This is a genomic window from Cobetia sp. 29-18-1, from assembly GCF_029846405.1.
Lineage (GTDB): Bacteria > Pseudomonadota > Gammaproteobacteria > Pseudomonadales > Halomonadaceae > Cobetia > Cobetia amphilecti.
Genome location: NZ_JARWKS010000006.1, coordinates 116,694 through 140,759 on the forward strand (window position 1 = coordinate 116,694; position 24,066 = coordinate 140,759).

The 24,066-nt window shown below is 62.3% G+C and carries 20 protein-coding genes; 11 read left to right on the forward strand and 9 right to left on the reverse strand.

What is annotated here, in order from left to right; genetic code table 11:
- Positions 1 to 92 precede the first annotated feature (92 nt).
- A complete protein-coding gene (locus tag QD208_RS06640; protein ID WP_279836265.1) occupies positions 93 to 2,003 on the forward strand; it encodes a bifunctional 2',3'-cyclic-nucleotide 2'-phosphodiesterase/3'-nucleotidase in 1,911 nt (636 codons plus the stop codon).
- Between the two features lie 164 nt (positions 2,004 to 2,167).
- Here the strand turns inward: QD208_RS06640 and QD208_RS06645 are convergent, their stop codons facing one another.
- On the reverse strand, positions 2,168 to 2,473 hold the full coding sequence (locus tag QD208_RS06645; RefSeq protein ID WP_084208808.1) for a hypothetical protein: 306 nt from the start codon (positions 2,471 to 2,473) through the stop codon (positions 2,168 to 2,170).
- A gap of 177 nt (positions 2,474 to 2,650) precedes the next feature.
- Here QD208_RS06645 and QD208_RS06650 point away from each other — a divergent pair, with 177 nt between their 5' ends.
- Complete coding sequence (locus QD208_RS06650; RefSeq protein ID WP_225347979.1) at positions 2,651 to 3,493, forward strand: alpha/beta hydrolase; 843 nt, start codon at positions 2,651 to 2,653, stop codon at positions 3,491 to 3,493.
- Positions 3,494 to 3,621: 128 nt separating this feature from the next.
- Here the strand turns inward: QD208_RS06650 and QD208_RS06655 are convergent, their stop codons facing one another.
- Positions 3,622 to 4,320, reverse strand: coding sequence for a GNAT family N-acetyltransferase (locus QD208_RS06655; RefSeq protein WP_279836267.1), 699 nt, complete (start codon positions 4,318 to 4,320; stop codon positions 3,622 to 3,624).
- A gap of 362 nt (positions 4,321 to 4,682) precedes the next feature.
- Between QD208_RS06655 and QD208_RS06660 the strand changes: the two genes are divergently transcribed.
- From QD208_RS06660 to QD208_RS06675, 4 genes are read left to right on the forward strand one after another with little or no spacing between them, the layout of a single operon-like run.
- Positions 4,683 to 6,305, forward strand: coding sequence for an ABC transporter substrate-binding protein (locus QD208_RS06660; RefSeq protein ID WP_279836270.1), 1,623 nt, complete (start codon positions 4,683 to 4,685; stop codon positions 6,303 to 6,305).
- A complete protein-coding gene (locus QD208_RS06665) occupies positions 6,302 to 7,228 on the forward strand; it encodes an ABC transporter permease (protein WP_054556011.1) in 927 nt (308 codons plus the stop codon). The genes QD208_RS06660 and QD208_RS06665 overlap by 4 nt, the downstream gene beginning before the upstream one ends.
- Positions 7,225 to 8,142 (forward strand): ABC transporter permease subunit, encoded by a 918-nt coding sequence (locus QD208_RS06670; RefSeq protein WP_197738734.1) that lies wholly within the window; start codon positions 7,225 to 7,227, stop codon positions 8,140 to 8,142. The genes QD208_RS06665 and QD208_RS06670 overlap by 4 nt, the downstream gene beginning before the upstream one ends.
- Positions 8,139 to 9,656, forward strand: a complete 1,518-nt coding sequence (locus tag QD208_RS06675) for an ATP-binding cassette domain-containing protein (protein ID WP_279836273.1) — start codon at positions 8,139 to 8,141, stop codon at positions 9,654 to 9,656. The genes QD208_RS06670 and QD208_RS06675 overlap by 4 nt, the downstream gene beginning before the upstream one ends.
- A 216-nt stretch (positions 9,657 to 9,872) precedes the next feature.
- Here QD208_RS06675 and QD208_RS06680 read toward each other — a convergent pair whose 3' ends face one another.
- A complete protein-coding gene (locus tag QD208_RS06680) occupies positions 9,873 to 10,412 on the reverse strand; it encodes a TspO/MBR family protein (RefSeq protein WP_225347982.1) in 540 nt (179 codons plus the stop codon).
- 143 nt (positions 10,413 to 10,555) lie between these two features.
- Entirely contained in the window at positions 10,556 to 11,449 is an 894-nt protein-coding gene (gene rhtA, locus QD208_RS06685; protein ID WP_225347983.1) for a threonine/homoserine exporter RhtA, read from the reverse strand.
- Between the two features lie 147 nt (positions 11,450 to 11,596).
- Between rhtA and QD208_RS06690 the strand changes: the two genes are divergently transcribed.
- The 3 genes from QD208_RS06690 to QD208_RS06700 all read left to right on the forward strand — a co-directional run bounded on the left by QD208_RS06690 (position 11,597) and on the right by QD208_RS06700 (position 15,556).
- Positions 11,597 to 12,169: an XRE family transcriptional regulator gene (locus tag QD208_RS06690; protein ID WP_215824525.1), complete on the forward strand. Its 573-nt coding sequence runs from the start codon at positions 11,597 to 11,599 to the stop codon at positions 12,167 to 12,169.
- Between the two features lie 635 nt (positions 12,170 to 12,804).
- Positions 12,805 to 14,262, forward strand: coding sequence for a Na+/H+ antiporter NhaC family protein (locus QD208_RS06695; protein ID WP_225347984.1), 1,458 nt, complete (start codon positions 12,805 to 12,807; stop codon positions 14,260 to 14,262).
- 256 nt (positions 14,263 to 14,518) lie between these two features.
- Entirely contained in the window at positions 14,519 to 15,556 is a 1,038-nt protein-coding gene (locus tag QD208_RS06700; protein ID WP_279836279.1) for a hypothetical protein, read from the forward strand.
- A gap of 319 nt (positions 15,557 to 15,875) precedes the next feature.
- On the opposite strand, the gene QD208_RS06705 is transcribed toward QD208_RS06700, so the two are convergent.
- The 3 genes from QD208_RS06705 to QD208_RS06715 all read right to left on the reverse strand — a co-directional run bounded on the left by QD208_RS06705 (position 15,876) and on the right by QD208_RS06715 (position 18,063).
- Positions 15,876 to 16,391, reverse strand: a complete 516-nt coding sequence (locus QD208_RS06705; RefSeq protein ID WP_279836280.1) for a DUF3455 domain-containing protein — start codon at positions 16,389 to 16,391, stop codon at positions 15,876 to 15,878.
- Between the two features lie 292 nt (positions 16,392 to 16,683).
- Positions 16,684 to 17,223, reverse strand: a complete 540-nt coding sequence (locus QD208_RS06710; protein ID WP_248378679.1) for a redoxin domain-containing protein — start codon at positions 17,221 to 17,223, stop codon at positions 16,684 to 16,686.
- A 270-nt stretch (positions 17,224 to 17,493) separates the two neighbouring features.
- Positions 17,494 to 18,063 carry a manganese efflux pump MntP family protein gene (locus tag QD208_RS06715; RefSeq protein ID WP_225347988.1) on the reverse strand — a complete coding sequence of 190 codons (570 nt, stop codon included), beginning with the start codon at positions 18,061 to 18,063 and terminating at the stop codon, positions 17,494 to 17,496.
- A 384-nt stretch (positions 18,064 to 18,447) separates the two neighbouring features.
- On the opposite strand from QD208_RS06715, the gene yghU reads away from it, so the two are divergent.
- Complete coding sequence (gene yghU, locus QD208_RS06720) at positions 18,448 to 19,311, forward strand: glutathione-dependent disulfide-bond oxidoreductase (protein WP_279836281.1); 864 nt, start codon at positions 18,448 to 18,450, stop codon at positions 19,309 to 19,311.
- 172 nt (positions 19,312 to 19,483) lie between these two features.
- On the opposite strand, the gene QD208_RS06725 is transcribed toward yghU, so the two are convergent.
- Entirely contained in the window at positions 19,484 to 20,548 is a 1,065-nt protein-coding gene (locus QD208_RS06725; RefSeq protein ID WP_279836282.1) for an alcohol dehydrogenase family protein, read from the reverse strand.
- Entirely contained in the window at positions 20,545 to 21,066 is a 522-nt protein-coding gene (locus QD208_RS06730) for a TetR/AcrR family transcriptional regulator (RefSeq protein WP_215824328.1), read from the reverse strand. The genes QD208_RS06725 and QD208_RS06730 overlap by 4 nt, the downstream gene beginning before the upstream one ends.
- Before the next feature lie 455 nt (positions 21,067 to 21,521).
- Between QD208_RS06730 and QD208_RS06735 the strand changes: the two genes are divergently transcribed.
- On the forward strand, positions 21,522 to 23,600 hold the full coding sequence (locus tag QD208_RS06735; protein WP_279836284.1) for a TonB-dependent siderophore receptor: 2,079 nt from the start codon (positions 21,522 to 21,524) through the stop codon (positions 23,598 to 23,600).
- Positions 23,601 to 24,066 lie beyond the last annotated feature (466 nt).

A 24,066-nucleotide genomic window follows, 5' to 3' on the forward strand; every position in this document is an offset into this window, starting at 1 on the left:
ACGCGCCAGGTGTTGCGCAGCACCCCGGACGTCGGCGCAAGCCGCCTTTGCGGGCAGCCATCCTTGGCCTGGCCAGTCTCGGAGGTATCTTCATGATCGCTCAGCCAGCCAATGCCGCGACGCTGTCACTGCGCGTGATCGAGACCACCGACATCCACGCCAACGTGATGGATTACGACTATTACAAGGACCGTCCCAGCGTGCGCATCGGTCTGGTCCGCGCGGCGAGTCTGATCAAGCAGGCGCGTGCCGAGGTGGCCAACAGCGTGCTGCTGGACAATGGCGACCTCATCCAGGGCAGCCCGATGGGCGATTACATGGCGGCGGAGGGGCTCGAGGAGGGCGATGTCTTCCCGGCCTACAAGGTCATGAATCAATTGGATTACGATGTCGGCAATATCGGCAATCATGAATTCAATTACGGGCTCGAGTATCTCGAACGGGCGCTGTCCGGCGCGCAGTTCCCCTATGTGAACGCCAACCTGCTGGACGCCACGACAGGCGAGCCGTACTTCACGCCCTACCAGATCACCCCCCATGCCTTCACCGACAGTGAGGGCAACGCTCAGACATTGAAGATCGGCTATATCGGCTTCGCGCCGCCGCAGGTGATGACCTGGGACCGCAAGCACCTCCAGGGCCGCCTGACGGCCGAGGACATCACCGAGAGCGCCAGGCGCTGGGTACCCGAGATGCGCCGGGCGGGCGCGGATGTGGTGATCGCCATCCCGCACTCCGGCATCTCGACCGACCCTTATCGGGTGATGGCCGAGAATTCGGTGTATTACCTCTCGCAGGTCGAGGGCATCGATGGCATTGCCTTCGGGCATGCCCATGCCGTCTTCCCCAGCGAGGAATTCGCCGAGGTACCGGGGGCCGATATCGCCAGGGGCACCCTGAATGGCGTGCCGGCGATGATGCCGGGGCATTGGGGCAGCCATGTGGGCGTGATGGATCTCGAACTGAGCAATGCCTCGGGCCAGTGGCGGGTCGTGAGCGGTCAGACAGAAGCCCGCCCGATTCAGGTGGGCGGCGAGGCACAGGTGGCGGAAGATGCCGAACTGGCGGCGCTGATCGATCATGAGCACGACGCCACGCGCGAGTACGTCAATCGCAGCATCGGCCGCGCCAGTGCGGCGATGAAGAGCTATCTGGCGCTGGTGCAGGACGACCCGACGATCCAGGTCGTCAATCGCGCCCAGGCCGATTACGTCAAACGCTTCGTCGAAGGCGACCCGGACCTGGAAGGCTTGCCGATTCTCTCGGCGGCTGCGCCGTTCAAGGTCGGCGGCCGTCACAATGACCCGACCCAGTTCACCGAGATGGAGGCGGGCGAGCTGAGCTTCCGCAATGCCGCCGATCTCTATCTCTATCCGAATACGCTGGTGGCGCTCAAGGTCACCGGCAGGGAAGTGCGGGAATGGCTCGAGTGCAGCGCCGGCCAGTTCCATCGCATTGATCCGGGTCTCGCCACGCCCCAGCCCTTGATCAACTGGGAAGGTTTCCGCAGCTACAACTTCGACGTGATCGATGGCGTCGACTATCAGGTGGATGTCACGCAGCCGGCGCGTTACGACGGCAATTGCACGCTGATCGACGCCGATGCCCACCGTATCCAGGGCCTCACCTACCAGGGCGAGCCGGTCAAGGACGACGATGTCTTCCTGCTTGCGACCAACAACTATCGCGCCTACGGCGAGGACTTCCCCGGCACCGGAGAGTCACATGTCGCCTTCGCGTCACCGGATGAAAATCGCAGCATTCTGGCCCAGTACATCTCGCGCCAGACACAGCAGCAGGGCGCGGTGGACCCCGCGGCGGATCACAACTGGCGGCTCGCCGCGATCGACACCGATACCCCGCTGGACATTCGCTTCACCACCGCCCCCGGCGCGGATGCGCAGCAGTTCATTGATGCCCAGGCGGTCTACCCGATGACGTTGGTGGATCAGGACGAGATGGGCTTTGCCCGTTATCGCGTCGGGCTGGACCGGATGGAATAGCCAAGGCAGCACATTGTCGAGCACGTCGTTCCTGGCCTGGATTCAGGTGGGAAAAAACGCCAGTCAGCGATTGCTGACTGGCGTTTTTTGTCGCCAGGCGCTACCCGCTATCTGGCTCATTATCCGCTTTTGGGTCAGGTTCTTTTGCGCAGTCCCATTGCGGGTCAGCGCCAGGGCGCGTGCAAGGCGATGCTCAGCAGTACGCGTTTGCCGCGCTCGATGCGGCTGACGCTGTGTTCGTGAAGGTCGGGGCGAAACAGCACCACGCGGTCCGCAAGGCGAAAGAGGCTGCCATCGGTCTCGAAGACACCGCCCTGGCGGGGCTTCTTGAGCACGATATTGAGCTTGTAGTAGCTGCCGCTGCCCATCGGGTCGTTGTGGCGCATCACGCTGTGGCCTTCCGGGTAGGTCACCAGGTTGATGGTCAGGCGGCGAAGATCGAGCAGACTGCGGTTGATGACACGGGCCATGGGCGTTTCCCTTGAATTTGATGGGGCCATTAAAGCGTATTTTGAGCAATCAATCAAAATCGTGCTTGAGTGATCGCTCAGGAATCCGTAAAGTGGTCCCACGTTCACGGCAACACCGCGATATAGCACTGTTTCGCCAGGCCGTGATTGAGTATTCATCAAGCGAAGAGGTCAGCAATGAGCCACGACAACGTGACAATGGAAGCCCTGGAAACCCGTTATGCGATGATCGAAGGTCACCGCATTGCCTACAAGGAAATGGGTGAAGGTCAGCCGCTGTTGTTGATTCACGGCATTCCGACCAACAAGCTGATGTGGCGTGATGTGATGCCGGAATTGGCCAGGCATTATCGTGTCATCGCCCCGGACATGCTCAACTATGGCGAGTCGGACATGCCGGTGGATGCTGACGTTTCCATCAATGCCCAGACACGCATCTTCATCAAGCTGATGGATTCACTGGGTGTGGCGAGCGCGGATGTCGTCTCGCATGATATCGGCGGGGGTATCGGTCAGCTGATGGCCGTCAATCATCCCGAGCGTGTTCGCCGTCAGGTACTGATCGACAGCGTATGCTTCGATTCCTGGCCGATTCCGGAGTTCAAGCAGCTGCTGGAGCCGGGCGTCGAGGAAGCGACCAGCGTCGAGGAATTCATCAGCACCATGCGCGGCTTCATGCCCAGTGGTGTGCATGATCCGGCCGTCGCGACCGAAGAAATGGTCGAGCGCTATGTGTCCCAGTGGAACAGCGAGCAAGGCAAGGCGGCTTTCTTCCGCAACATGCGTCGTCTCAACAAGGAATACACCCAGGCCATCGCCGGTGAGCTCAAGAATATCGAGATCAAGACTCTGGTGCTGTGGGGCGACAAGGACAACTTCCAGAAGCCGGATTACGCCCCGATGCTGACAGACGCCATTCCGGGTGCCGAGCTGATCTGGGTGAAGGATGCCGGTCACTGGGTGACGGATGAAAAGCCGCAGGATACCGTGCGCTATATCCTGGACTTCCTCGCCCGCTGAGGAGGAGCCCATCAGCCATCAGCGCAGTAAAATCTCACCCCATGATGGTGAATGAGCCCTGAACGACAATGCCCGGTCATAGGACCGGGCATTGTCGTATCTGGCGGAAATCGCGCACGGGAAATCGCCTAATGATGCGCGATATTCCGCGCGGCCGGAGGGGACTGTCGCTTGCGCTTGGCGGTGATCGTCAAGGCGTCTTCCTCGGTAAGGTCGCCGATGATCGTGTCGAGAGAGGCATTGCCCGACAGGGGCAGGGGCGCGTGATCACCCCGCGGGGCGAGCGTCGGCGCTGTCTGGAAGGCGAGGGGTCTTTCCAGTGCCATGATGCTGCCACTGCGCGTCGGGGTGCACTGCTCATTGACCAGGGTGAAGCCGTGGCGCTGGTAGAGCGCCAATGCCGGGCTGTCGGAGAAGACTCTCAGGCGCAGCGCGCGCGGACAGGGCTGAGCGCCCGGGGAGAGCTCGGAGGCTCGGTCTTTCATCAGCGACTGGCCGTACTCCTGCTGCGTTGCCAGCTGGATCAACCAGTTCAGGCAGGCGGAGCCGACACCACGGCCTTGCCAATGTGGCACCAGTTGCAGGTCGCGCAGATACAGGATATCCGGCAGGGCCTTGAGGCTGATGAAGCCGACCCACTCGCCATTGATACGTATCGCGTAGTTCTCGTTGTCCCGCCAGCGCTCGCTGAACAGCTCCTCGTCCCAGCTCATGCCATGCCGTTTGTAGGTCGCGAGCATGTTGCCGCAGCACAGTCGCCGAGCCGCGGCGCTCAGATAGCTGCTGCAAGCCGAATCGCTGATAGGGGTAATGCTGAGATCATCCATGATCCTGTCGCTTATTGTTGAGGGTAGGGGCACAGATGCGCGGACTGATGACCATTCGTCCAGAATAGCGGACCAGTCGGTTAGCGCATACTAATGTAGTTTGCCATCTATCATCGGATGTTGGGTTGCCGCTGACAAGTGAATGCCTGTCCAGTACTTGTCCCGCATCTCTCAAGTGTCTCTCAAGCACCTCTCAAGCACCTCACAAGTGCCTCTCAAGTGCCTGTCCAGCGTTGCCCAGTCGTAGAAGGTGAGTCGAGAGTTGCCAAAATGTAATAGTTACACTATAACATTGCGTTTTTTGTTCGTCGGCGCCGGTTGCGCGTCGGCATCCATGCTCTTGCTCGGGACTCGCGATATCGATGGTCAAATTGCTCTCAAGGCTTCGGTGGCAATACCGAACCTTCCTTCACGATCGCAGGCAGCTGGCCGTCGCCAGCGTCGCGCTGAGCCTGGCCGTGGTGCAGCCCAGCCATGCGCAAGATGCCTCAGCGGCGCAAGCGTCGGCGGCTGACACACGGCGTCTGGAGATCGTGGGGCCCTTCGACATCAAGGGGGCGGACCCGCTGCTCAGCGGCATTCTTTTCCAGCGCATGCAGATCGTCGAGACACTGGTCGAGGTGGATGCCACGGGAGAGCTGCAGCCGGGATTGGCGAGCGATTGGGAGGTCTCGGATGACGGCCTGGAGTGGCGCTTCACGCTCCGCTCCGGCGTGCAATTCCATGATGGCAGCCAGCTGGATGCCGAGGTGGCGCGTCAGGTGCTCGAGATCGCACGTGCCAAGCCGGGTCTGTTGAAGTCGGTGCCGGTCGAGCGGATCGTCGCCGAAGATGCCCAGACGCTGGTGATTGCCCTCAGCGAGCCCTTCGCCGCATTGCCCGCCTATCTGGCCGATTATCGCCAGCAGATACTCGCGCCGGCAGCCTTCGATGAGACGGGCACCGCCCAGCAGGTCATCGGCACTGGCCCCTATCGCATGCTGCGCATGACGCCGCCCTTGAGCCTGGAAGTCACCGCCTTCGAGGACTACTGGGGCCCGCAGCCCGAGGTGCGCCAGGCGCGCTATCAGGCGGTGAGCCGCGCCGAGGGCAGGGCATTGATCGCCGAGAGCGGAGATGCCGACTTCACCTACGGGCTGGACCCCGCCAGTCGCCAGCGTCTCTCCCAGTCACCGCGTGTGACTCTAGCGGCGGCCGCGACGCCGCGCACGATGCTGTTGAAGGTCAACGCCAATCATCCGGCCTTCCAGGACCCCGCTGTACGGCGTGCATTGAGTCTGGCGATCGATCGCACCGCCATCGCTCAGGTCGTGCTGCGCTATCCGCGTGGCGCCAGCCAGCTGTTCCCGCCGATGGTGGAAGGCTGGCATGACCCCGCACTGCCCGAGCTGCATCAGGATGTCGCCAAGGCGCGTGCATTGCTGGACGCCGCAGGTTGGAAGGTCGCGGAGGATGGCATCCGCCACAAGGATGGCCAGCGTCTCGCGATCAGCCTGATCACCTTCTCGGACCGCCCGGAGCTGCCGCTGGTCGCCACGGTGCTGGAGCGCCAGTTCCACGCCATCGGCATCCAGACGCGTCTGGATATCACCAACTTCTCGGCGATTCCGGCCGGCCACCACGACGGCAGTCTCGACATGGCGCTGTTCGCGCGCAATCTGGCCATGGTGCCGGACCCCATCGGCAACGTGCTGAGCGATTACGCGGGAACCCCCGAGGCCCCCGGTGGCGACTGGGGCGCGATGGGCTGGTTCGATGCGGACTTCACCGCCGAGCTTGAGCGCATGGCGCGCGAGGGCTACGGGCCCACGCCCGCAGGGCAGGACCCGCGCGCTCAGGCCAGCGGCGTGATCCAGCGGGCGCTGCCCGTGATCCCCATCGCCTGGTACTACCAGAACCTGGCGATCTCCAATCGACTGCAAAGCGCTCAGGTAGATCCCTGGGAGCGAAGTTTCGGCCTTTCAGAATTGCGGTGGGCACAATGAATCTCCCTTCACGTCTGTTGCAGCTATTGATGGTGGTGCTGATGGTTGGCGGCGCCAGCTATCTGATGATGCAGAGTCTGCCCGGCGATGCCGCCTGGCGCATCGCGGCCGGCCGCTATGGCTATGATGCGCTGGATGCGGCCGCTGCGGCCTCGGTACGCGCCGAACTGGGCCTCGAGGCACAGGGCGGCTTGCACTTCCTTTACTGGCTGGGCGATATCCTGCGCCTGGAGCTTGGCACCTCGCTGATTTCCGGTGAATCGGTGTGGGTGGAGATTCGTCATCAGCTGGGCAACTCCCTGTCGCTCGCCGGCGCGGCGCTGGGCATCTCGCTGCTGATCGGCCCGCCGCTGGGGCTGCTGGCCGGTCTGCGTGCCGGTGGCTGGCTGGACCGTAGCCTGCTGGCCGTCTGCAGTCTGCTGCGTGCCACGCCGCAGTTCCTGCTGGCGCTGGTGCTGATCCTGCTGATCTCGGTGGAGATGGGCCTGCTGCCGGCCGCCGGTCACGGTGAGCCGCAGCACTTCATTCTGCCGGCGATGACGCTGGCGCTCGGGCTGGCAGCGGTATCGGCACGCCTGGCACGTGATGCCATGGCCGCCGTCACCCAGACGGCCTTTCATGATTTCGCGCGCTGGAAGGGCCTCAGCAACGCCCAGACCTTCTGGCGTCACGGCCTGCGCCATGTGGCCTTGCCGCTGGTGACCTATCTGGGACTGCAGTTCGTGACCCTGGTGGAAGGGGTGGTGGTGATCGAGAGCATCTTCGGCTGGCCGGGCATCGGCCATGCGCTGGTGCACGCCATCTTCTCGCGCGATGTGCCGATGGTGCAGGGCACCGCCCTGGTGCTGGGCGTCGGCTTTGTCTTGATCAATCTGCTGGTCGATCTGCTGGGTCGCCAACTGGACCCACGGGGTGTGAAATGAATCAGGTGGTGGAAGGGCTTGCGCCGCAGCGCGTGGAAGCCGTGCGTCGTCCCCGTCTTGACTGGCCGTTGCGCCGGGTGATCGGGGCCGCGATGGTCGCCAGTCTGGTGCTGTTGGCCTTGCTGGGCAATCTGGTGATACCGGGAGACCCGCTGGAGCAGCATCTCTATCGTGCGCTGCAGGGCGCGGATGCCGTCGGTGTCTCTGACGCCGGCGAGGTGATCACCAGCGCCCCGCTGGGCTATGACCACCTTGGGCGCTCCCTGTATCACCGCCTGGTGGCGGCGCTTGGGCTGTCGCTTTCCATTGCCGCGGGGGCGGTGATTCTGGCCGCGTTTTCGGGTATCTCGCTGGGCCTGCTGGCCGCGGGACGCGGTGGCTGGGCCGAGCGCCTGTTGAGCCTGGTGGCAGACAGCCTGCTGGCATTGCCGGGGCTGCTGCTGGTGCTGATGGTCAGCGTCATTCTGCCGTCGACGCCGCTGGCATTGTGGTTGGGTCTGTCGCTGGTGTTGTGGGTGGAATTCTTCCGCCTGGCTCGCGCTACCGGTCGCAGCGTGCTGGCGAGTCCCGGCGTCGAGGCCAGCCGTCTGCTGGGCTTCGGGGCCTGGTACCGTTTTCGTCATCACCTGTGGCCGGAAATGGCGCCCGTGATGATGACGGCGATGGCCTTCGGCATGGCCAATGCCTTGATGGCGATTGCCGCGCTGGGCTTCGTGCACGTCGGCATTCCGGAGCCCACGCCGGAGCTGGGCACGATGATGGTCGAGCTGTTGCCATACTGGCGTGAAGCGCCGTTCGCGCTGCTGACGCCGGTGCTGGTCACCTTCCTGCTGTTGCTGGGGCTGTTGCTGATGTCCGGCAGCAAGGCCAGAACGTCAACCGCCGCTGACACCCTCGAAGGAGCGCGCCCATGAATGTCGCGACAATGACTACGCCTGCCTCTCACACGCGGCCTGGGGCAACGGCGGATGATGTGGTGCTGAGTGCCGAGGATGTGAGCGTGCGGGTCCGGGGCGCGCAGACGATGCTGCTGGAGCCTGTCTCGCTTGCGCTCAAGGCGGGAGAGCCGCTGGTGGTGATCGGTGAGACGGGGTCCGGCAAGAGTCTGCTGGCTCAGGCACTGCTGGGCACGCTGCCCTCGGAGCTTGTGGCCTCCGGCAGCCTGTGGCTTGACGGTGAGCAATATCCTCTGCATACGCCAGAGAATCGTCGCCCGCTCTGGGGTCGCCGCCTGGCGGTATTGCCCCAGGAGCCCTGGCTGGCGCTGGACCCGCTGATGAAGGTGATTCGTCAGGTCGGTGAGGCATATCGTCTGGTCGCGGGGCGTTCGGCGCAGGCCTCCCACGCGGCCGCACGCAGCGATCTGGAGCAGCTGGGTGTCGCCGCGGCCAGCGAGCAGTTGCTGGGCAAGCTGTCCGGTGGCATGGCGCAACGTGTGGCCTTTGCCGCTGCCCGTGCCGGCGGCGCGCCGCTGTTGATCGCCGACGAGCCGACCAAGGGGCTGGACGCCGCCCGCGTCAGCGAGATCGGCGAGCTGCTGCTCAAGTCACTGGCCGAGACACCGCGTGCCGGCTTGATGGTCATCACCCATGACATGGCGCTGGCACACCAGATCGGTGGCCGCCTGATGGTGGTACGCAGGGGGCAGGTGATCGAGCAGGGCGCGACGCGTGACGTGCTGGCCGCGCCGACACATGCCTATACCCGACGGCTGGTGAATGCCGCGCCGCAGGCCTGGCCGGAGGCCGCCTTCAAGCCGGCAGCCGACAGTGCGAGCGGTGATGGCAAGGCGGCAGGCGAGACCATCATCCGCGCCGAGAATCTGACCATCGCGCGCGGGGACACCACATTGCTGCGTGACGTGGAACTCAGTGTGAAGAGCGGTGAGATCATCGGCGTCCAGGGCGCTTCAGGCTGTGGCAAGTCATCGCTGGGCGATGCGCTGCTCGGCCTGTTGCCACCGCATTCAGGACGCGTGGTCCAGCATGCCGAACGCCTGGAGTATCAGAAGCTCTATCAGGACCCCGTGGCGACCTTCCCGCCACGCCGGACACTGGGGCGCCTGTTGAAGGATCTCAGCGCACGCCATCGTCTCGACGACAGCCAGCTGCCGCAGCTGATGGAGCAACTGAGCCTGGCGCCGGAATTGCTCTCGCGACTGCCTGGACAGGTCTCGGGTGGCGAGCTGCAGCGTTTCGCGCTGTTGCGTCTGATGCTGATCAAGCCGCGCTTCGTGTTCGCCGATGAGCCGACCTCACGTCTTGATCCGCTGGTTCAGCAGGAGGTGATCGCCTGCATGGTGAAGATGGTGCGCGAGCAGGGCACGGCGCTGGTGCTGGTCAGTCATGATGCGGCACTGCTGCGCAAGGTCGCGGATCGCGTGCTGGTAGTAGAGGAAGGTCGCTTGAAGGCGTGTCAGGAAATCTGATCGCTCACCAGGCCCGCACGGCGGCGCCAGAGGACCGCAAGGCATCATCGCACCAGCAAGAATTGCACCAGAAAGACGACGCTTGATACGACAACGCCCGGCCGAGACTCATGCGAGTGTCGGCCGGGCGTTGTCGTTTGGTGTCCGCGAGGGATGTTCTGGCGTCGGGGCCCGAGTGCTGGCCGCTCATCGGTCGTCAGGTCGATCGCTGATGGTTCAGCCGCCCAGCAGGGCCGGATTGGCTTGCCAGACGGACCAGGTCAGCGCACTGGCCAGCGTTACCCACGCCAGATAGGGCAGCATCAACAGCCCGGCCAGGCGACTGATACGCCAGAAGGCGATCAGGGTGACGGCGATCAGCGTCCACAGCACCAGCACGTCGATGAACGCCGCCTGACCGAGATGCCAGGCGAAGAACAGCCAGCTCCACAGGCCGTTGACGACCAGCTGCACCACGAACAGCCCGAGCGCCAGACGATGGCGCCAATAGAAGCCATTGCTGGCATGCAAGCCATCGCGCGCGACACGCCAGGCGGCGAGCGCCATCATCACGAACAGCGCCGTCCACACCGGCCCGAAGGCACCCGCCGGCGGGGCCCAGGCCGGTTGGGTGAGGCTTGCATAGAAGGTCTTGGCGTCAACCGAGGCCAGCGCGCCGATGGCGGCAGTGAGGAAGCTCAGCCCGAACCACACCACCATCTGGGCGGTGGAGCGCGCAGCGGAGGGTGGGGAAGACGCGGAACGTGGCGATGTCATCTGGCGGTCTCCTGTCTCGAAAAGCGTGATAGAGGAAGACACGATATCCCACGCTGCGTCTTGATTCACCGTCCCGTTCTTCCTGACAAGGGGCACCTGAACGGTATGTCTGCACGGCTCAACTGCGGGCGGCAGCGCCATCCTCAATCCGGCACCGGCCCATCGAAGACTTCCTTGCTGCGACCGGTCAGCGTCGTGCCCACCGAGGCGGCGATGACCAGACCGATGGCGAGCCACTGGAAGATGCCCAGCGTCTGACCGAGGAACAACAGGCCGGAGAGCGCCCCGATGGCGGGTTCCAGACTCATCAGGGTGCCGAAGGTGTGGGTCGGCAGGCGCGGCAAGGCCACCATCTCGAGGGTGTAGGGCAGCGCGGTCGAGAGCACCGCGACGGCCAGTGCCAACGGCAGGATATCCACGGAAAACATGGCGCTGCCGGCCTCCATCAGCCCGACGGGCGCGACGACCACCGCCGCGATCGTGATGCCCAGCGCCGCGCTCTGGGTGCCATTGCCTGCGCCGGCCTTCTGGCCGAACAGGATATACAGCGCCCAGCAGAGGCCAGCGCCGAGGGCGAAGGCGGCACCGACGGGGTCGATCGGCGCGGCGGTGTCCTCACCCAGCAACAGCAGCAGGACCAGCCCGGTGATCGCCAGCGCCACCCAGCCAAGGTCGATCCAGCGGCGCGAGCTCAGCAGTGCCACGGCCAGCGGGCCGGTGAATTCCAGTGCCACGGCGATGCCCAGCGGTACCGTCTTGAGGGCCTGGTAGAACAGCAGGTTCATCACGCCCAGCGCCACGCCGTAGATGGTGATGGACTTCCAGGCCTTGCGCGTCACCGGCTTGCGCCACGGGCGCAGAATGGCCAGCAGCAGAATCGAGGCGATGATCAGACGAATCGCCGTCGCGCCCGCCGCGCCGATCATCGGGAACAGGGACGTGGCCAGCGAAGCACCGCTCTGGATCGAGCACATGGCGACCAGCAGTATGGCGACGGGCCACAGACGAGAAGAGGAGGCGGCGACGGCAACGGACATTGAAGTCTCCTTGAGCGATCCAGTGGATGACGGGCATGGTCAGTCAAGAACACATGCGGCATGATTCAGGGACATTGAGGTAGCAAGGGAAGGGAGCTTGAGGCCAGTTGGACGTCGGCTTCCCTCATCGTCAGCGGGATTGTACGGATGCGCACTATATTGCACAACAGTAAAGATCGACCCGATGTTCTGGTCCATGTCGCGGCCAATGTTCGCCGTCTGCGTCTGGCCGCCGAGCTGAGCCAGCAGGCACTCGCGGATCAGGCCGAGATCAGCCGCCGCATGCTGGTGAACATCGAGAAGGGCGACGTCAATGTCAGCCTGGGCACGCTCGACAAGCTCGCCGAGGCGCTTGGGGTGCTCTTCTACGCGCTGGTGCAGCCCCCGGAAAGCGAAGATTCGGCACGCATCAATGAGGTGGCGTGGGTCGGGCAGGCGCCCGAAAGCCGCGCCGTGCTGCTGGCCAGCAAACCGGCGACCCAGGAAGTCGAGTTATGGGACTGGACCCTCGCCCCCGGCGAGCACTATGACTCCGCGCCCGATGATGCCGGCTGGCACGAGATGCTGGTGGTCACGCAAGGCGAGCTGACCCTTACACTGGAACGTGAGGAAATCGTCATTCACGCCGGGGATTTCCATGTCTATCCCAGTGATCAGGCCTACCGCTACCACAACACGGGCACCGGGATGCTGCGCTTCATTCGCAATGTGCTGCACTGATCGCCCGGCATGGTGTGAACTGCCACTCGCCCGGGCTCCTGCGCTGACTCTTCGGTTCATGAAGATGGTGCAGAGGATTGGTGCAGAAGGTCGGTGCAGAGGAGATCGGTGCAGAAGATCAATGCGTGCCCCTTTATCGCGCACTTGCCGATCACACGCTTGCGCGCGCGGCGCTGGCGTCAGTCCTGCCTTCACCCACGATCATCCTCCCGGCGTTTCACTTGTCCGCATGCGCCCCTGCAAGCCTGTGCAGGGGCGAGTGTCGAACCGCGTTCTGCCTCAAGGCCCCAGCTCAGCGAGCTTTCGCAGCTGATACCACTCGCCAGGACGGTCTCTCTCCAAAGCTGTCTCTCACCAACACTGCCTTGCAGCAACGCTGATTGATGCGGCAGCACCCTGACAGATCACTGGCTTGTTAGCGCTTTAGTATGTGAAATACCTGATTTTCTAATGTTTGGCAGAGAGATTGCTTGGTCATGTGAAAAAGTAATCGCTTGCCACTGATTTTGGCATTGGTCGTCACGCCAGTGGCTCGCATAGCCTGTGGCTGTCTGGTGGGGGCCTGGGCCGTCATGTGCAGGCCCGCCAGGCAAGGATGACTCCAATAACAAGACTCGCGTGTGAGGGACAGGAATATGCAGCAACAGGACACGAAGGAACTGGTGTTTCGGGGTGGTGTGGTGGGTGCTCTGGTGCCGCTGATGGTGCTGGTGGCGGGGCTGATCTACCTCTCGGTATTCGAGCGTGCAGGCACCCAGCCTTTCTGGGCCTGCGCCTGGCTGGCGATGGGGGTCGGGCTCTTTCTGTGTCGTGACCGCTCGGCCTACTGCGAGAGCCTGCTGCGTGGCATGGGCAACCACACCGCGACCGCCATCATTGCCCTATGGCTGCTCGCCGGGGTCTTCGGCAAGCTGATGATGGCAGGTGGGCTCATCGATGGGCTGCAATGGATTGGTGCCTCGATGGGTGCCACCGGTGGTGTCTTCGTGGTGCTCGCCTTCGCCATCTGCATGGTGTTCTCGCTGGGTACGGGCACCAGCGTGGGCACTGTCATCGGCCTTGGCCCCGTGTTGTATCCGGCCGGCGTGATGCTGGGCGCGGACCCGACGATGCTGGCGGTGGCGCTGCTCTCGGGGGCAGCCTTCGGTGACAACCTGTCGCCAGTCTCGGATACCACCATCGTGTCGTCCTTCACCCAGGGGGCGCAGGTCGCGGATGTCATTCGCACGCGTCTGCCGCTGGCACTGTCCGCAGCTGCCATCTGCGTGGTGATCTTCCTGGTGGCCGGTGGCAGCGAGACAGCGCTGGCCGAGGTGCCTGCGCTGGCATCAGGCAATGCGCTCGGCCTGGTCATGCTGTTGCCTCTGGCCGTGGTGGTCGGCTTGGCCCTCAAGCGTCGCCATATCATCGAAGCGATGTTCTTCGGCAATCTGGTTGCCATGCTCTGCGCTCTCGCGATCGGCGCCATCAGTCTGGGCGATATCTTTGCGCTGCCGGCACAGCGCGGTGAAAGCACCGGCTTGATCGAGAATGGCATCGCCTCGGTGACCGGCGCCGTGCTGTTCGCCCTGATGGTACTGGCGCTGACACAGGTGATTCTGGATGCCGGTCTGATGCGTCGTCTGCTCGACAAGGCCAACGAGAGTCTCATCAAGACACGCACCGGTGCCGAGACCGGCATTGTCGCCGTGACAGTGGCGGCCTCCATTCCATTGTCTGCCAATGCACCAGCGCTGCTGCTGGTCGGGCCGGGCCTGGTGCGCAAGCTGGCCGAGAAGTTCGGTATCGCGCCAGAGCGCAGTGCCAACCTGATGGATTGCGCCGTCTGCACGGTCTTCTTCCTGCTGCCCTGGCATATCGCGGTGGCCGTCTGGCAGCAGGTGATCGCTGCCAGTGCCGCCGAGGCGGGCGTCGCGGCGCCGAGTGCCATGGCGTCCTTCTTCACGCCTTACCCCTGGGCGATGCTGGTGGTGCTGGCCATCTCCATCACCTGGCGTGCGCGCAGCGCTCGCAAGCAGGGCACTCACGCACAGCAGGCCGCTGGAGGTGGCAATCACGAGACGGTGCTGGCGGCGCCGGCCAGGGAAGTGTGAGCCGCACACGCTAGCCTGTACGTAAGCCAGCGTCCTGACGTTTGTGGCTTGATGCATACAGCGCCCCGCGATACTCCTGACTGATGGAGTCTCGCGGGGCGCTGTGGTACCAGGCAGACGCTTTTCTGCTTCTGTCCCAGTCTCTGGGTATGCCCCTGTTATTGGCCTGCCTGAGACAGGGCGGCATGCATTGTCCCGAACTCAATCCTGCATGGCCTGTCCCAATGTCATGACGTTTCATTTCAAGGAGCCATGCATGGCGAAGGTACGTATCACGCAACAGGGCACGATCCATTGTTTTCCGGCCGGCTTGAAGGATGAGGCTGGCAAGCTGGTGAACGCGGAGATTTCCGCCGTGGCCTATGACGGCGAGCGTCTGTTGATGGCGAGTGACAAGCCGATTCCGGGCGAGGGGCGCTCGGCGGTCTTTTCCTTGCCACTGGATTCGCAAGGGCCGGATGACAGTCAGCTCGAGTATCTGACCACGCCGCTGATCCGTCAGGCGGTCAAATATGAAGACTTCGCGCTGACCACCGATGGCCGTCACATGTTGGCGACCACCGGGTTTGATCGCATCGACAGCGAGAGTCATGCCCTGAATGCCTACAACCACCTGTTGATCTGGCCGCTGGGCGAGCCGGACAAGGTGCAGGTGGTCGACCCGGACCCGCGTGACGGGGTCGAGGGCTCACTGGAATTCCGTCAGAAGCTGGAAGCGGCCATTGGCCAGCCGTACTACAAGATCGAAGGCCTGGCGGTCGTGCCGAGTGACAAGGGCGATGGGCTGATCCTGTTCGGGGTGCGCGAACAAGGCAACTCGCATGATGACTTCGCGTACGTGCGTCGCGTCATCGGGGCGCGCTATGCCATGACCGACAGCGACAATATCGAGTTCATCGAGGACCTTCACGACGTCTATGCCTTTGATCCAGCCGAGTATGAGGGCGTGAATCACGAGTGTGGTCTTTCGAGCCTGGAATATGATCCCTATCACGCACGTCTCTATCTGGTGACCAGCTTCGAGACCGAGCAGGGCAGTGAAGAGGTGATCGGGGGCTATCTGTGGGTGCTGTCGCTGGCCGACTTCCACGCAGGCAAACCCCCGACGCTGGTGACGCATGAGGATGGTCGCGTGCTGGAGTTCGAGCACAAGGCGGAAGGGCTTGCGGTACTGGATCGCGAACGGCTCTTCGTGGTCTATGACAATGATCGCAATCATGAGCTGGGTAGCGTGGATGAACGCGATGAGCGCCACTCCTGTGAAGCGCCCTATACGATGCTGGCGCTGGTCTGACGGCAGCTCGCTGGATCAGAGATCGGTCCACAGGCCGGGGGAATGATCTCACGGCTTTGGCACCGAAATGGGAGGCTTGACCGTCTTCGTGATGGCCTCCCTGATCACCTCTTTTAGCGTCGCTGTTATCGCCTGCATGATCACCGGATTTTGCTTGTTCAATTTCATGCTGAGTCGTCATTTCCCCGCCGGGATTGATGACGACAAAGCCCCGACATGCCTATGCATGTCGGGGCTTTTCATGATCGCACCTTCCCTGTGTCAATGCGCTTTGTCACACGACATCGAGTGGTGAATCCATTCTATTCAAGGCTTGAGATTACATGGCCTTGTAGAACAGATAATCGGCCTGGTACATCACGATTTCGACCTTGTCCTTGTGAGCATCATCACAGGCCATGTCAGGTGCGGCACCGCCCTGGGTATTGAGGCGCTGAACATAGGTGACGCCCTGCATATGCCCTTCACCTTCGGCCGGGTTGGCTTCGACCAGCTGCAGCGGAATATTGCCCTTGCCGTTGGGCTCAACCGCCAGCTGTGTGCCGGTGATCTTGGAGCCATCCATGGATTCCCAGGTGGCGGGCGGACCATAGTATTTGCCGACCTGCTTGCCATCGGCATCATTCAGGGCGGCATCCGGACCCTTGAAGACCCAGCCCATGGTGCCATCGTCCTTGGCTTCGCAGGCCCATTTGATCTTGCCGACACCGACGGTTTCCATGGCGACTTCGTTGCCTTTTGGCACCGTGACGCTCTCGGGAACCTCCATGGCTTGAGCCAGCGGGCTCAATGCGAGGGCAGCGAAAATACCAGAGATACAGGCGATTGTTTTCATCTTGACGACTCCGTAGACAGATAAGGTTCAGCTAGCGGTTGCAGGTGTGTCGTTGTCTCCCTTGCACTGTTCATAACGCTGGCCTTTCTCGTCTGGATGTCACGGGATCATATTTTTTTCGTGGTTTTTTCGTGGCCTGTTTTCAGCACCTATCAGCGGCGTCATGAAAAGAGACCAAAAGCGCAAAGCGGGCGAGGTGAAGGCCAGGTGGCAAGCAACAGGCCCAGATATACAGACGCCCCGCAGCACGAGGCTGCGGGGCGTCTGTGTGACGGCGTGAACCCTGAAGGATTCAGTCGTAATCGCGGGTGCCGCGAATCGGGTAGTCGTTATCCGGCTTGCGGATGAACTCGATGCCACCGACGAGAGTATCCAGATCAGGGCGCACGAAGGGCGCGTTGGCGATCTCCTGAATCTGGATCTTGCCTTCGCCATTGACGATGAAGAAGGCAGGCTCCGGGAAGTCGTGATCGGTTTCCTTTTCGCTGCGCGGCGTCGAGATGAACAGTCCCAGCGATTGCATCTGTTCGAGGGTCAGCCCATACGCGAGCGGGAAGTTGACCTCCAGCGACTCGCGATGCTGCGTGAGCTGCTGCTCATCATCGGCAGACACGGCGACCAGATCGACGCCCTGGGCGCTGAAGCGCTCGCGATAGCTCTCCAGCTTGTTGAGAAACTTGGTGCAGATCGGGCAATGCTTGCCGCGATAGACCACGACCAGCTGCCAGTCATGCTCGCCCTGGGGCTTGCCGAGGGTCAGTGCCTCACCGTCGCTGCGTTTGACCTGGATGGCCGGGAATTCACTGCCTGGATGAAGCTTGCGTGTATACATGCAATCTGGCTCCCTTTGGAAGATCACGGCGTTGGCTTTCATGTCATCGCTGATCAGGCGGCGGATATCACGTGTCTTTGATACCACGTGTCATCAATATCACGTGCCTGGATATGAAGCGCCTTGAATGACCAGCGACAGAATACGCCATGTGTCCCCCTTGAATGACGCCATTGTCAGGGTTTTCAAGGGGGCCCTTGGCGCAACGCGAGGGTGCGTACATCGCCAGGGGCCACCACGGGGCCGTTCGGGGTGCTTTTCAGCAGCGGATCAACCCAGGTAGCCGGTGTGATCCAGCAGAATGGTCGTGCCGATGCCGATCAGCACCAGGCCACCGATGATTTCCGCGCGCTTGCCGACCATCTTGCCCAGCACACCGCCCAGCATCACGCCGGCGGTGGCCATCACGAAGGTGGCGGTACCGATCGCCAGCGCAGTGGTGACGATGTTCACGCCCGCAAAGGCAAGCCCGGCACCCACGGCCATGGCATCGATACTGGTGGAAAGGCCGGTCAGCATCAGACGGGGCAACGACTGAGGTGTGGTGCAGTCCTCGTCTTCCTCGTCCTTGGAGAGCCCCTCATGAATCATGTGCAGACCGAGCAGCAGCAGCAGGGCGAAGGCGATCCAGTGGTCCCACTGTTCGACATGGACGGCCAGTGAGCGACCGATCAGCCAGCCGATCACGGGCGTGATGGCTTCGATGACCCCGAAGATGAGGCCGATGCGCAGGGCGTCTTTCAGAGAGGGACGGCGTATGGCGGCTCCCTTGCACAGGGCGGCAGCAAAGGCGTCGCAGGACATGGAGAAGGCAAGCAGAAATGTCGGTAGCAGAGGCATGAGTCAGGATGTTCCAGGCCGGTTGCGAGTCAATAACAGAAAGACACCACCGGCCGGAAGCGTCTGACTGTCATTGGTCTCGCCGAACCTCGTCCTGACTGATCACGGGCATGACCGGATAGGTGGGTCCTCGGTGCCACGGCAATGCCTGCCGACTATGTTGACATCCGAGACTCTCGTTGGGTGACGAGAGCGGGCTACTCCCCAAAAACTGGTGGCATACTAGCAACAAAATCTTGTCATTTCATCCCCTTGTGTCACGAGCGCCTTACCGTCATAACATGTCTACCGAGTCAGAGCGGCGCCACGCCGACGTGTCTGACGTCACCGAAGTCTTGAAGTTTCAGTCTTGAAGCTTCAACAGGATGCCAAGGAGTCAAGGGTATGAGCGACAGTTATCAGCCGCCCAAGGTCTGGACATGGGAAAGCGAGAGTGGCGGCAAGTTCGCCAGTACCAATCGGCCGATCGCGGGCCCGACGCATGACAAGGAGCTGCCGGTCGGCGGGCATCCCTTCCAGCTCTACTCCATGGCGACACCCAACGGCGTGAAGGTCACCATCATGTTCGAGGAGCTGCTGGCGCTCGGGCATAGCGGCGCCGAATACGATGCCTGGCCGATCCGTATCGGCGAGGGCGATCAGTTCGGCAGTGATTTCGTAGCGATCAATCCCAATTCCAAGATCCCAGCGCTGATGGACAGAAGCGGCGAGACGCCGATTCGCGTGTTCGAATCCGGCTCCATCCTGCTGCATCTGTCCGAGAAGTTCGGCGCCTTGATCCCCAAGGACCCCGCCAAGCGTGTCGAAGTCATGAACTGGCTGTTCTGGCAGATGGGCTCTGCGCCGTACCTGGGCGGTGGTTTTGGCCACTTCTATGCCTACGCCCCGGAAAAGCTCGAGTACCCGATCAACCGCTTCGCGATGGAGACCAAGCGTCAACTTGACGTGCTGGATCGTCAGCTGGCCGACAACGCCTATATCGCCGGTGACGAATACAGCATCGCGGATATCGCCATCTATGCCTGGTATGGCGCACTTGTCGAAGGCAAGCTCTATGACGCCGCCGAGTTCCTCTCCGTGCAGGACTACACGCACGTGCAGCGCTGGGCCAAGTCAATTGCCGAACGCCCGGCGGTCAAGCGGGGTCGCATGGTCAATCGTTTCTGGGGAGAGCCGCAGGAGCAGTTGATCGAGCGCCACTCGGCGAGTGACTTCGAGACCAACACCGAAGACAAGCGTAGCGACTGATTATTGCCACGCGATTGTCTGTTATAGATCGTCTGTCAGTGACCGTCGAGCAATGCCCGTCAAGCAATGCCCGTCGAGTAATAGCTGCCGAGCAATGAGCGTTCAGTCACAACAAGGGCTACCCATCGGGTAGCCCTTTTGCGTTCTGGCCGGTCGCGCGGGCAGGGGGCTTTCAGTCCTGACGGACCTTGAGCACGACCTTGCCCACGTGACCTTTCTGCTGGAAGACCTCCTGGGCGGTGGCTATCTCGGCCAGCGCGAAGGTGTCAGCGACCAGCGGCTTGATGTTGCCTTGCTCGATATGGCGCACGAGATTGGGGAAGACCTCCGGTTCCAGCACCGTGCAGCCGAAGAAGCTCAAGTCCTTCAGATACAGCGTGCGCAGGTCGAGTTCCACCATCTCGCCACCGATGGCACCCGCGACGGCGTAGCGCCCCTTGTAGCCCAGGATATCCAGCAGTTGCGGCCATTGCGGGCCGCCCACCAGATCGATGACCACCTCGACACTCTGGCCGTTGAGCGCCTCGTCGAGTGGCTGATCGCGCAGCACGATGTCATCGGCTCCGAGATCGCGCAGGGCATCGGCCTTGGCCGCGCTGGTCACGGCAATCACATGGGCACCACGGGCCTTGGCGAGCTGGACGGCCGCGGAGCCGACCCCACCGGAGGCGCCGGTGATCAACACGCGCTCGCCCTTGGCAAGCCGTGCGCGGGTCAGCATGTTCTCGGCGGTGGAGTAGGAGCAGGGGAAGGAGGCGAGTTCCACATCGCTGAGTGAGCTCTCGACGCGCAGGGCATGGCGCGCCGCGACCCGGGTATATTCGGCAAAGCCGCCATCGCATTCGGCGCCGATATACCAGGCGGACTCCAGCGCCTGGCCGTCGTGCTCCCTCAGGCAGGGCTCGATCAGCACACGCTCGCCGAGGCGCGCCTGGCTGACATCAGAGCCGACCGCGACGATCTCGCCACAGATATCGGCCCCCTGGATGCGCGGGAAGTGGATCGGCTGCCCGGACCAGCTGGCATCCTCTGCCTCGCCATCGCCCTTGGAGTACCAGGCCAGCCGCGTGTTGAGGTCGGTATTGTTGACGCCAGCCGCGCCGACCCGCACCAGCACGTCACGCGGGCCGGGTGTCGGGCGAGGAATGTCGTCACGCACTTCCAGCACTTCCGGGCCGCCATGGCCGGTCAGGTAGACGCCGTGCATGCTGTCTTTGCTTGTGGCAAGTGAGCTCATCGGTGGGGTGCTCCCAACAGGGTCAGTGTGGTGGAAAGTGCGGCCTCGATGGCCTTCTCGCCCAGCACCAGCCAGGCGGAGGAGGCGCCTTCATGGATCAGGAACAGCTCGGTGGCGAGGTCTGGGCGGCGGCTGTGTTGGCCGAGCCACTCGAGAGTCTCGTGCTTGTGGCGATCGACGGCCTCGCGCACCTGTGGGTTGTCGGGAAAGGCCGCCAGGGCATTGACCGACATGCAGCCATTGGGCGCCTCGAACGCCATCCAGTGTCCCAGCCGCTGGTAGAGGTGGCTGAGCGCCGCAGCGCCATCCTCGGGCACTCCCTCTTCGAGGAAGGCCATGTAGCGCTCGTGGCGATGCTGAAGCGCACCGATCACCATGCTCTCCTTGGAGGGGAAGTGGCGATAGAGGGTGCGCAGACTCACGTCTGACGCTGCCTTGAGCTCGGCAACACTCGGTTCTGCGAAGCCGCGCTGGCTGAAGAGCGTCTCCAGGCGGGCGGCGATATCGTGCTGGATCATGTCGGTGCCATGGTCGAATCAACGAAGGAGAGTGTTCGTTCTACCTGTGCAGGGTAGAGCGCTCATTCTCCCTGTGTCAATGCGGCGTTTCCCAAGCCTTGTGTCATTGCGCCCATGGTCTGACGTCGCGCATTGCGCGTGTGACGGTTCGATGTCAGTAGAATTACGCAAATAGAGGTTTTCTGAGCGTCAAATAAGGCAAAGCTCAGGTCATTCCGCGGAAAAATCACGCACTTTCGTTGCGGTAGCATTTGATAAAGATTAGCATTCGCGACTCTTTTACTGGCGCGGGGGGCGTCAGTCATGGCCACTTTCTGCTCATCGAGCAGAGGAAAGGTGTGGTTCAGCAGGACGCTGTCGCATCGCGTACAAAGGGTTTTCAGGTGCCAAATCATTCTCGGGATAGCGCTGCAAGCACTAACAAGTGACATTTCTCCTGCCTGATCTTCAGCCTGATGGCATTGCCGGGCACTTCGCTGGCGGCAGAGGGTGCCACCTCAAACGAGTCGCCAGTCGCGAATTCGGTGATCGTGGTGACCGGAGAGCGTGAAGGCGAAGTGGCGCCGGGCAGCTACCGCGCCGAGGCCTCGAGCCTGGCCAACAAGCAATCGGTGGACTTCCTCGAGCAGGCGCGCACCATCAATGTCGTGACCCAGCAGGTCATGCATGATTTCAATCTGGATGATCTGGAAGAGGCGCTGCAGCCGGTCGCGGGTATCCAGCTGGGCAACACCCTGGGGGGCACCGAAGACGGCTTCGTCAAGCGAGGCTTCGGCAGCAACAGCGATGGTTCGATGCTGATCGACGGCATCCGTCAGCCGCGCCGTACCTACACCACGGCGACCGTGGACCGCGTCGAGGTGCTCAAGGGGCCGTCATCGCTCTTTCAGGGCCAGCAGAACCCCGGCGGCGTGATCAACATGGTCACCAAGCGTCCGCAGTACGAGACGCATACCGAGATCAGTGGCGAGGTCAGCTCCTTCGGCGGTGGCAATACCACCCTGGACACCACCGGCCCCATCGAGGATACCGGCCTGGCCTATCGCTTCATCCTGTCGCATGAAGATGAAGACTCCTGGCGCGAGTACGGCAATGACCGTCGCACCACCATCGCCCCGTCACTGCGTTGGGAAGGCGAGCACAGTAGTGCCCAGATCAGCTACGAGTACCAGGACTACGAGCTGGATATCGATCGTGGCACCGTCTTCTACAACGGCAGCGCCGCCAACGTCACGCGTGGCACGCGTTTCGATGAATCCTGGAACCGCGTCTATGGCCATGACGAGTCCGTCAATGCCTGGTGGAAGCAGGAAGTCACCGACAACTGGGACATGAAGCTGACCTACGGCTGGACGCGTCGCCAGTACAGCGATGCACGCGCCAATGTCACCGACGTCAGCGACAGCGGCGATGTGACCGTGCGCGCCGAAGAGAACCAGGGCTATGATCGCAGCGAGCACTACACGGCGCTGGACGCCATGGGCGATGTCGAGATCGCGGGGCAGCGTCACCAGCTGGTCATCGGTGCCGATTACGAGACCACTCGCGACTATCTGGATGAGCGCTATTTCGGCGATTCCGTCACGGTCTCCACCGTCACCGACGTGAACCACGGCCAGCTGGCCCAGGTGACCTCCGACGACATCAATACCTCGCGCAGCAATCGTCTCGACGAGACCCAGGCCATCGGGGTCTATGTCAGCGACCGCTGGTATCTGACCGACAAGTGGATTCTGGGCCTTGGCGGGCGCTACACCTGGTTCGATCAGCAGAGCGGGCAGGGCGAGGACTTCGTGTCTGACCCCGATTACAGCGACGACCTGTTCCTGCCCTCCGCGAATCTGCTCTATCGCATCGACGATGCCAGCTCCGCCTACATTAGCTACAGCGAATCCTTCGTGCCGAACGGCAGCGACAGTGACAGCGGCGATAGCCTCGACCCCGAGCTCGGCAAGGGCTACGAGATCGGCTACAAGCGTCAATGGAATCCGCGTCTGGCGACCTCCGTGGCGCTCTACCAGATCCGCAAGGAAAACGTCGCAGTCACTGACAATGGTGTGACTCGCACCATCGGTGAAGCCGGCTCGCAAGGCCTGGAATTCAGCCTCGAAGGGGCCCTGACGGATCGCACTTCCCTGCTGTTCAGCTACGCCTACACCGATACCGAAGTGCTGGAGGATACCGAAGGCACCGAGGGCAATCGTCTGCCGAATGCGGCGCTCAATGCGGCCAGCCTCTATCTGGCACATGATCTGGCGATCGACCCGTACTACGGCGAGTGGCGTGTCGGCGGTGGTGTGCGCTATGTCGGCGAGCGTGAAGGCGATGACGACAACAGCTTCTCGATGGATGCCTACACCGTGGCAGATGCCTTCGTCGGCTGGCGTCATGACTTCTTCGGCCCGGACACCGAATTCAAGCTGAATGCGAAGAACCTGTTCGATACTGGCTACTACTACGGCAGCGGCGGCGATACCCGCGTGCTGGTGGGTGACCCGATGGAAATCACCCTGTCAGCCAGCGTCGGCTGGTAATCCGGCCCTCTCTGGCAGGCTGACTCGCCAGGGGTGGCTAGATGCCAGGATAGTCACGACATATAGGCAGTCACGGCATATAGACAGTCACGGCATCCAGACAGGCAAGACGGACGATATAAGCCAGTTTCGGAAGTCGGGTGAACTGATGATCTGGTCATAAGCTGGTGATCTGGTAATAGACTGGTGATCTGGTAATAGACTGGTGATCTGGTAATGGGCTGGTGATCTAGAAATAAAAAGGGGCGCTCATCAGCGCCCCTTTTTGTATGCGTTATCTAACGCCAAGGATCCGCGCGCCATCTGTCGTCGAGGAGGCCTTGTGATGCAAGGCTGCGCTGCCGCTGAAGCCGTGGATGCGGCTGGTAGACTGCTGGCATGATGCTCTGTGACTGACTGTCTTCGATTGCGTGTCTTCGGTCGAGTATCTTCGATTGAGTGTCTTGGCGTGCCTGCCTCTGTGTTC